Here is a 10,336-nt window from a genome sequence, read left to right as displayed (position 1 = left end):
CGCCAAGCTGATGAACAAGCTCGTAAACAACAAGAGGAACAGAAAAAAGCACAGCAAACTCAAACACAACCTGCTTCAGGAAATACTAGTAGTGCATATTACAAAAATTGTGCTGCAGTTAGAGCTGCTGGGAAAGCTCCCCTATATAAAGGACAACCAGGTTATGCCTCACATCTTGATCGTGATGGCGATGGAGTTGCATGTGAAAAATAGTAGTAAAAAAGAAGCTTCTAGTAAGCTTCTTTTTTACTTTCATAAAGGAAAGATTACAATCCACGATTTGCAATTTTTAAAATGTGAAATTGCATGTGAAGATTGCTCTGCTTCTGTTTGTAGTATTGATTCTCGCGCACACGATTATTCCTCCATATCCCATCAGCTTCAGACACTCGTAGTTTTTCCAAAAAACATTAGCTTTATAGGATGCCACTGAAAAAGTGGTTACTTTGAAAAAATAACACGTATTTTATCAATATGTTGAAATGAAAAATGTATTTTTATAGTTCCACAGCTTCTCTTAAGTTTATGGGGATATATAATGTCCCCAGATTTATGCTTTTTTCAATCTATACAAAAACTCCTGTACTTTTCTACAGGAGTTTTGAAAATTTCCCCAGAGTTATAACACCCATGTTGTCACCTAATATAAAGTGAAACTTTAATCAGCCCTCACCAATCGGGCTTTTATGGACAGCCCATTAAAGCGGAATAAATAATTAAAGTTTGTATTGTATATTAACTTATATATTCAGTTTGTTTTTTCCACGTATTCTCCATCTGTTCAAGAGTTTTACCTTTCGTTTCAGGAACTAACTTCCAGACAAATAAGGCAGAAAGTACACTCATTAAACCATAAAAACTATATGTTAGTCCCCCGCTATATTCCATCATCATTGGGTATGTAGATGAAATGAAATAGTTAGCCGCCCATTGAGCAGCTACTGCAATGGCTACAGCTTGCCCACGGATTTTATTAGGGAAAATTTCTGAAATTAATACCCAACAAATCGGCCCCCATGACATCATAAATGAAGCTGTATAGACAATAATAAATATGAGAGTACCAATTCCAATGATATTAGCAAAAGCCATGCTTGCTACACCAAACATTCCAATTGCCATACCAATAGAACCCACTATTAATAATGGTTTTCTTCCCCATCTATCAACTGTTAAAATAGCGATAACTGTAAATATAACGTTTACTAATCCCATAATAATGGTTTGCATCATAGAGGAATCTTTAGCTGCTCCCATACTTTCAAAAATGCGGGGAGCATAATATAAGGCAACATTTATGCCTACAAACTGTTGAAATACAGAAAGTAACACTCCGACAATAATAACTAATTTTCCATAAGAGAATAACTTTTCTGAGGAAACATTTATAGCCATAGTTTGTTTAATATCATCTAAAATAGCTTTAGCTTCTAAAGGACCATTAATCTTTGTAAGTATAGCCAGAGCCTTTTTGTCCTGATGCTGTATCGCTAGATATCGAGGTGTTTCAGGTACAAATAACAAAAGTATAGCGAATATTATAGCTGGAATTACCCCTGACGCAAACATGTACCTCCAGCCCACATCATTTATCCATTCTAGTGTTTCTCCATTCGCAATACCCCAGTTAACAAAATAAACCACTAACATACCAAAAATAATCATAAATTGATTAAATGACACTAACCTACCACGAATATCAGCTGGAGCAATTTCCCCTATATATATCGGACAAATAGCTGAAGCCAATCCAACGCCAATTCCACCTATGATTCGATAAAGGTTAAAAGCTAGTAACAAAACGATTGTTGGTTCACCCTTTGTAAAAAATAAAAATTCAGGATAAGATGCACCTAGCGCCGATACGATAAAGAGTATTGCTGCAATTATAAGTGATCTTTTACGACCGAATTTTGAAGCACAGTAGCCGGATATTACCCCTCCAATAATACATCCTATTAATGCACTTGATACAGTAACTCCATGTGCTAAGGAACCTAATCCAAGGCTGTCAATGAAGTAAACTTTCAATGATTCTTCCGCTCCAGATATTACAGCTGTATCATAACCAAACAATAAACCTCCAATTGCAGCTACTAATGTAATAGAAAAAATATACAGTGAGTTTCGTTTTTGCTTCATATTTAACTAAAGACAGGTTAATTTAATAGATTGCAAGGAATTCTATTCATCAATAATCTTTTTATGAAATAATCCATGTATGTGGTGATTATCTCAAGCATGTACTACACATTTTTGTAGCGCTTTCAAAAAAACTCATTTAATTAAGAATAAAATTTTTTTCCTTTTACCTGCAATTCTACTAACTGCCTTTATACTCCCCTCTACTTTAAATTTATATATTACTGTAGGAAAAATCATACTTATAAACCTTTAAAATTGCTCTTATTAATTAATCTATTCCTACGCTAATGTAAAACTAAAACAGGTTTTAGAATGATACTCTTTATCTTTTTCTAATAAAATAGAAGCAAATTCCCTATTATGAATGGAGTTGGGTGGACGTTGTGTTTCAAGGCATAGACCAAGATACTTTCGACAAGGAACACCCCTAATTTGAAAGTGATCTCCCAACATATTTCCTGTATATAAAACAACACATGGTTCATCCGTTTTTATGATCATTTTTCTTCCATTAGAATGATCAATCAAACAAATTTGCTGCTTATTCTCACCTAATAAAAATGGGTGATCATATCCTCTACCAACAATTTTATTTTGTGGGTGTTCCGATTTCACTCCACAAATGATCCTTTTTCCACTTCTAAAATCAAAAGGTGTATTTTCGACGTTAATTAACTTACTCGTGGGAAGTAATGAACGATTAAGTTCTAAGAATTGATCACTTTTTATAGTTAATTCATGCTGCAAGATATCTTTTTTTAGATTCCCACTTAAATTAAAGTAAGTATGATTTGTCACATTCAACAAGGTGTTCTTATCTGAAATTCCATAATAAGTAATGACTAATTCATTATTATTAGTTAGGGTATAAACTACACTCACTTTAAGATTTCCAGGATATCCTCCTTCACCGTCTGGGCTCATATAGGTAAATGTAATATTTATTTCATTAGGACTTTGACTAATAGAAGATTCCCAAATAACTTGATGAAAACCGTTAGGCCCTCCGTGTAAATGAGTTTCTCCTTCATTATTTGGTAGGTGGTATGTTACATCATCCAGATTGAAACTTGATGGATATATCCTCCCTGCAACTCGACCAATTACCGCACCAAAGTATGGTGAATATTTTAGATATTCTTCTAAACAATCAAAGCCTAAAACGATATTTTCTAAATTACCTTTCTTATCTGGTACATCAATTCTAGTAATCGTACATCCTAAATCAATACAAGTGATTTTCATTCCTTGATCATTCATCATGGTAAATGATTTTACTTCTCTACCATCTACCTCACCAAAAATCTCCTCTTTTACATTCATTTTAATCTCCTCATAAAATGAAATTTTAGCCATTCCTCACCTATCGAGCCTTTACGGGCAGTTTATCCCCCATCTAACCTCTTTTACTTTCACCACATCTTGAGTTGGGATCTTACTGCCTGCCTATAGCGGGATAAACATAAGTTCTGTGAGTTGAAATTTGTAACAAGTTAATTTTTTCTAAATTCATTTAATCCTTTATTTAGCTTTTTTGTTTGGCCATATATATCTTTATATAAGCAATACAGTCGGGCGTATAATCTAACATTTTCTGAAATAGGACTATATGTTTTTGAAGAAGAGATAAACAAATTTGCACATTCATCTAAAGACTTATACCAGCCAGCCCCATAAGCAGCTAGTATGGCTGCCCCTAATGCTGGTCCTTGCTCAGTAGATAATTTTATAATTTTCGCATTAAAAATATCTGCTTGAATCTGAAGCCATGTATCATTTTTTGCTCCGCCACCAATTGATACAATAGCATCAATATTCTTACCACTTTCCCGAAAAATTTCAATTGATTCATTTAATGAAAAGGTAATTCCCTCGATGATCGCCCGTACAAAATCCCTCTTTTTATGTGAAGAATCAAGACCAATAAAGCTTCCACGAATATTAGCATCCGCATGCGGTGTGCGTTCCCCTACCAAGTAGGGAGTAAACAAAAGTCCGTTTGATCCAATTGGAACATTTGTGATATCATTCAGTAACTCTTCAAATGTTTCATTTTCAGCAAAATTATCCCTAAACCAATTTAAACTATGGCCAGCCGATAATGTTACGCCCATCGTATAAAAAGCATTTTCCTTTCCATGATTAAAATAATGAACTTTCCCATTAAATTCTCTATTATTTCGCTCTTCATAAGAAAGTACGACACCAGATGTTCCAATACTGCATAACGTTTTTCCTGATGATAAGATCCCTGATCCAATCGCTCCACAAGCATTATCAGCTCCACCTGCAAACACTTTAGTTAATGAGGATAGACCAGTCTTTTGAGCGAATTCGTCATTCACTGTCCCTACACACTCATTTGATTCTACTAAAGGTGGACAAATGTTTATATCAATGCCAACTATTTCACAAAGCTCTTTACTCCATGTTTTCTCGCTTATATTTAACAACAAAGTTCCAGCAGCATCTGAATATTCACTGTGAATGAAACCAGTCATTCTAAAGCGCAAATAGTCTTTAGGCAACATAAATACAGCTACTTTTTTAAATATTTCTGGTTCGTGCTGTTTAACCCACAATAACTTAGGTAGAGTAAAACCTTCCAACGCTTGATTTTTAGTTATCTCTAAAAGACTTTTTTCATCGATCATTTCATATATTTGCTCGCATTGTTCAGTCGTTCTCGTATCATTCCACAGAATAGCATTACGTAAAAGGTTATTATTTTTATCTAACAGTACAAGACCATGCATTTGTCCAGAATAACTAATTCCCTCTATGTCTTCTGGTCTAATTTGAGATTCGAATACTAATTCCTGTAATGCGCTAGTCGTCTGCTGAACCCACTCCTCTGGATTTTGCTCACTATACCCTGTCTTTTCATGAATAAGTGGATAGCTTTTAGAAACCTCTGCACAGAGCACACCTTTTGAATTAACTAAAAGTGTTTTCACAGCACTCGTTCCTAGATCAATCCCAATCACATATTTCATGTTCATACCTCCACCTGTACAAAAGAGGGCATAGATTGATACCAACTTTTTTACCCTCTTTCGCAAATTAAACTTCTAAGATATATTGATTTAAGATTGCCTTTAATCGTTCTTGTTTTCCTGATTGGTTCTTAATAATTGAGTTTTGTAATGCATACTGCTCTAATGTATGGAAATTTGCTCTTCCTTCAACAATTTCAAGACCAATACCGTCTCTAAAACTGTGGTAACGTTCGTCAATAATGTTTTCAAATACACGATCTTCTAATAATTTATGAGCTACTTTTAGCCCTCTAGCAAATGCATCCATTCCAGCGATATGAGCATATACTAAATCTTCTTCTTCAAAGGATGCTCTACGTACTTTTGCATCAAAGTTTAATCCACCACTACCTAGTCCGCCATTTTGAAGAATTTCATACATTGCTAAAGTTGTAGAATATAGATTCGTTGGAAATTCATCTGTATCCCATCCTAAAAGAGGGTTACCTTGGTTTGCATCGACTGATCCTAAAAAGCCTTGCACCCTCGCTACTCGTAATTCATGTTCAAAAGTATGGCCAGCTAAAGTTGCATGATTAGCTTCAAGGTTTAATTTAAAATGATTTTCTAGCCCATATTGTCTCAAGAATGAAATAGTCGTAGCAGCATCTGTATCATATTGATGTGTTGTTGGTTCTTTGGGTTTAGGTTCAATTAAGAATTGCCCTGTATATCCAATTTCTTTTGCATAATCTACGGACATTTGCATAAATCTAGCTAGGTTATCCAACTCTAATTTCAGATTTGTATTTAGTAATGTGTCATAGCCTTCACGACCGCCCCAGAATACATAATTTTCCGCACCTAGCTCTTTGGCAGTTTCAAGTCCCTTTTTCACTTGTGCAGCTGCATAAGCAAATACATCTGCGTTACAAGAGGTAGCTGCACCATGGACGAAACGAGGATTTGTAAACATATTAGCCGTATTCCATAACAATTTTACATTGCTTGTTTTCATATAATCTTTAATCATAGTTACGATTACATCTAAATTTTTATTTGTTTCTCTCAACGTGCTCCCTTCAGGTGCAATGTCTCGATCATGAAATGCAAAGAAAGGAACATTTAATTTTTCAAAGAGTTGAAAGGCTGCTTCCACTCTAGCTTTCGCTAAATCCATTCCATCGTATTTATCCCATGCTCTTTGCATTGTAGCAGCACCAAATGGATCTGTACCATCCGCTGTAAATGTGTGCCAATAAGCAATAGAGAAACGAAGTTGCTCCTTCATTGTTTTATCGCCAACTATTTCTTCCGGATTATAGTATTTAAAAGCTAAAGGGTTTTTAGAACCTTTACCTTCGTATAAAACTTTGTTTACGCTTTCAAAATAACTAACTTTATTTGTACTAGATTGAGCCATTTGTTGCGTCCCCCTTTAATTTAGCTAAAATAAATTATTAAATTACATTTCAAGTTAATCTTAGTTTGTTGCGCCAATAAACTAACTTTCTTATATAATATATAAAACGATTAGTTATTTCAATGATTTTTTTAGAATGATTAGTTATAATATACAATGATATATAACATATTCAGAGTTTCCAATTTAATAAAAAAGACAATCTTAGTTTACTGAATAAACAAAAGGAGAGATTATCATACATATTGCAGACCAAACTTTAGTTAAAAAAATAAACCAAAAGCTAATATTGAATGAAATCTTAAAAAATTCACCCATTTCTAGAGCAAAACTATCTGAAATAACAGGCCTCAATAAATCCACTATTTCTTCCCAAGTAAATACACTACTTGAAAATAAGTTTATTTTTGAAATAGGAGAAGGACAATCTAGGGGTGGAAGAAGACCTGTGATGCTTGTATTTAACAAAAACGCAGGATATTCTATAGGAATAGATGTAGGTGTTGATTATATCAATGGGATTTTAACAGATTTAGAAGGCAACATAGTTCTTGAAAAATCCTATAATCTACCTATTCCCTCTTCAGATGAAGTAAAAGAAATTCTATTTACAATCATCAAATATTTTGTAAGCCATATGCCTGAATCTCCTTACGGGCTAATAGGAATAGGTATATGTGTACCAGGCCTTGTAGACAAACAACAAAAAATCATTTTTATGCCTAACTCTAAATGGGAAATAAAAGATTTAAAAGCTGTAATTGAAACAGAATTCAATGTGCCCGTTTTCATTGAAAATGAAGCAAATGCTGGCGCTTATGGAGAAAAAGTGTTTGGGAATACTAAGAACTTTTCCAATATCATTTATGTAAGTATTAATGTTGGAATAGGTATCGGAATTATTATTAATAATGAATTATATAAAGGGATTAATGGATTCTCAGGAGAAATGGGACATATGGCCATAGATTTTAACGGTCCAAAATGTAGCTGTGGAAATCGCGGATGCTGGGAACTATATGCTTCAGAAAAAGCATTATTAAATTCATTTTTTAAAGATGGAAAGGCAATTTCATGCCACGAAATTATTGAGCTTGCACATAAAAATGACGTAGAAGTCTTAAATGCTTTGCAAAATTTTGGTTTCTACATAGGTATTGGTCTGACAAATATTTTAAATACTTTTGATGCCGAAGCCGTTATTCTAAGAAATCACATAATAGAATCTAACCCTATTGTTTTAAACGCAATCAAAAATGCAGTCTCTTCTAGAGTTTATTCTCAAATAGAAGGCACCTATGAGTTGTTGCCTTCTTCTTTAGGAAAAAATGCTCCAGCGTTAGGTACAACTTCAATTGTTATTGAACATTTTTTAAATAAATGAATCAAATAGATACAAATCATTTCAAATAAGGGCGCTATTTACTTGCGCTCTTATTTGAATACTTAACTTCACTCCTGACACATTATTTATAAATTAAATACAGTACGTTGAAAAATGCTTTCTATATGACATAGTCGTCACTGCAATGCCTTTTGAGTAGCTTGAATAGCACTTTGTATTCCACTAAACGTAATAACCACTTTACTATACGGCCTCATTCTGGGTCAAATATCAAAATATGAATTAAAACTTTCATTGTTAAACCAATGGTTAATACCAGCTCCGACAATACTCATTGAGCGACCGTTCATATCAACAGCATTTTGCGCGAACTCACGAGCGATTTGAATAATAAGCTCACGTTTTACCCCTGTCATTTTCTCTTGCCATGCAGGTGTAAACGGCATCTCATCATTGAAGTCTTTCGGTTCTTGTCCGCCGAGTCCTCGGTTCACACCGTAATTTGCTAACGTTAAGTCGTATACAGTTGTAACGAACACTTCGCCTTCTTCTGTCGTAATTTTTTTCACTGGAATGGTACGTTCTAATACTTTGTTTCCATCATCAGAGAAGTATGGAATTTGTACCGTACCAACTGCATCTTCCATTCCAAGTAAAGAAAGACGTGGATCAATCTTTTCACCTGTTTCTTCATCTTCTAAACGTAAGTTCCACTTCTTTTCGTTATCCCAACATGACCCCATTGTGCCATGAGGTGTTGTAAAATCATTCGTATTCTCGTTCCAAAGTACAGGTTTCCATTCTCCTAACTTCGTTTCGCGTCCAATATCAGAAGCATTTAAGAAACGATCAGCAACGAATTGACCTCCTTTTTGTTTCAATGTGACGAAGAAAGGAAAATCAGTATATTGCTTCGCATACTTTGTGAAGTATTCCACTTGATTATCTACGTAAAATTCTTGTAAGATTACGTGCCCCATTGCCATCGCAAGTGCATCGTCTGTACCTTGTTTCACACTAATCCAATCATCCGCAAACTTTGTAGATTCAGCGAAGTCAGGACTGACAGAAACAACTTTCGTTCCTTTATATCGAACCTCTGCTAAAAAGTTTGCATCTGATGTTCTTGTCATTGGTACATTTAAGCCCCATGTCATAATGTAACCAGAGTTATACCAGTCACTACTTTCTGGTACATCTGTTTGATCGCCCCAAATTTGTGGAGAAGCTGGTGGCAAATCTGCGTACCAATCATAGAAGCTAAGCATCGGTCCACCCATAAGTTGCATAAAGCGACTACCTGCAGCATGACTTAACATCGACATAGCTGGAATTGGTGAGAAACCGACATTTCGGTCTGGACCGTATTTCATTACTGTGTACAGTAATGATGCTGAAACGAGTTGTAATACTTCATCCCAATTCGCACGAATGAATCCCCCTTTACCACGCGCCTGCTTATACGTACGTGCCTTTTCAGGGTTTTCCACAATGCTTTTTCAAGCTTCTAGTGGTGACTCGTTATTTTGTAATTCTTCTTGCCACATATTCCAAAAAACACCACGTACATACGGATATTTCACACGAAGTGGACTATAAATATACCAAGAAAAACTTGCTCCACGTGGACATCCTCGCGGTTCAAAATTAGGCATATCAGGACCTGTAGTCGGATAGTTAAGCTCCTGCCCTTCCCAAGTTACAATTCCATCTTTCACATAAATGTTCCGACTACATGAACCAGTACAGTTCACGCCATGTGTAGAACGAATTACTTTATCATGTTGCCAACGCTTTCTGTACACATTTTCCCATTCGCGATCTTCATATGTTTCTTGTGTATGATTATCGTTATAACGATCTATTGGTGAAAAATATTTTAAACATCTCATTAGTGCTGAAGGTTTCTTCTTCATACTGTTCACTCCTTTAATACGTCTCTCTTACATACCCTTACTATAAAAGAGGTTGTAAAATACAGGTGTGACATTTCGCACAGTTCAAGAGATTGTCAAAAATTTAGTAGAAAATAAGTTTGTGAGAAAATCTTTTTTCCGTTGTGAAGTTTTATGGTTAATCGTGATTATTAGGAGAATGGTATTTTGAGGTATCGACTATTTAAAAAAAGAAAAAACGTAGGAGAAATTCCTGCGTTTTGCTTTATAAATCTATTAAAAAGAGTTTTGATATTATTTCAAAAATGACATAAGGAAAAGATGAGAAATTGTATAAAATAGTTTTTTTCTTTAAAAAACTATTTTATATCCAGACATATTTTACATAAAACTACAAATCATTATTTACCATATTGCCCTTAGTTACGGAAACAATTATACTAGATGTACTCACAATAAATAATCTGAATATTCTCAGAATTTAAGGTAAGAGCTTTACTACTCGCAAGTAGAAGAATACATTCTATTTTTCACTAAATAGATTAGAAAA

General features: G+C 34.5%; 6 protein-coding genes and 2 pseudogenes. 3 read left to right on the top strand and 5 right to left on the bottom strand.

The window, feature by feature from the left end; all coding sequences use genetic code 11:
- Both MR083_RS01325 and MR083_RS01320 read left to right on the top strand, forming a co-directional pair.
- Positions 1 to 213 (top strand): excalibur calcium-binding domain-containing protein (locus tag MR083_RS01325; protein WP_242268281.1); only part of this gene is annotated, 213 nt, incomplete at its 5' end.
- Positions 214 to 253: 40 nt separating this feature from the next.
- Positions 254 to 343: pseudogene (locus MR083_RS01320) on the top strand (Crp/Fnr family transcriptional regulator); the annotation flags it as partial.
- 392 nt (positions 344 to 735) lie between these two features.
- Here the strand turns inward: MR083_RS01320 and xylE are convergent.
- From xylE to xylA, 4 genes are all read right to left on the bottom strand, one after another.
- A complete protein-coding gene (gene xylE, locus MR083_RS01315; RefSeq protein ID WP_011040269.1) occupies positions 736 to 2,142 on the bottom strand; it encodes a D-xylose transporter XylE in 1,407 nt (468 codons plus the stop codon).
- A gap of 282 nt (positions 2,143 to 2,424) precedes the next feature.
- Positions 2,425 to 3,468, bottom strand: a complete 1,044-nt coding sequence (locus tag MR083_RS01310) for an aldose epimerase family protein (protein WP_001101055.1) — start codon at positions 3,466 to 3,468, stop codon at positions 2,425 to 2,427.
- Between the two features lie 170 nt (positions 3,469 to 3,638).
- A complete protein-coding gene (gene xylB / locus MR083_RS01305; protein ID WP_000878302.1) occupies positions 3,639 to 5,141 on the bottom strand; it encodes a xylulokinase in 1,503 nt (500 codons plus the stop codon).
- 67 nt (positions 5,142 to 5,208) lie between these two features.
- On the bottom strand, positions 5,209 to 6,546 hold the full coding sequence (xylA, locus tag MR083_RS01300; protein WP_000079401.1) for a xylose isomerase: 1,338 nt from the start codon (positions 6,544 to 6,546) through the stop codon (positions 5,209 to 5,211).
- A gap of 238 nt (positions 6,547 to 6,784) precedes the next feature.
- Between xylA and xylR the strand changes: the two genes are divergently transcribed.
- Positions 6,785 to 7,930, top strand: coding sequence for a transcriptional repressor XylR (gene xylR / locus MR083_RS01295; protein WP_041184662.1), 1,146 nt, complete (start codon positions 6,785 to 6,787; stop codon positions 7,928 to 7,930).
- Between the two features lie 248 nt (positions 7,931 to 8,178).
- Here the strand turns inward: xylR and MR083_RS01290 are convergent.
- Positions 8,179 to 9,807: pseudogene (locus MR083_RS01290) on the bottom strand (molybdopterin-dependent oxidoreductase); the annotation flags it as partial.
- Between the last annotated feature and the right edge of the window lie 529 nt (positions 9,808 to 10,336).

The organism is Bacillus cereus group sp. BfR-BA-01408 (genome assembly GCF_022663305.1).
Classification (GTDB): domain Bacteria; phylum Bacillota; class Bacilli; order Bacillales; family Bacillaceae_G; genus Bacillus_A; species Bacillus_A pacificus.
Note: the sequence above shows the minus strand (reverse complement) of the source record. Positions and strands in the feature narration are given on the sequence as shown.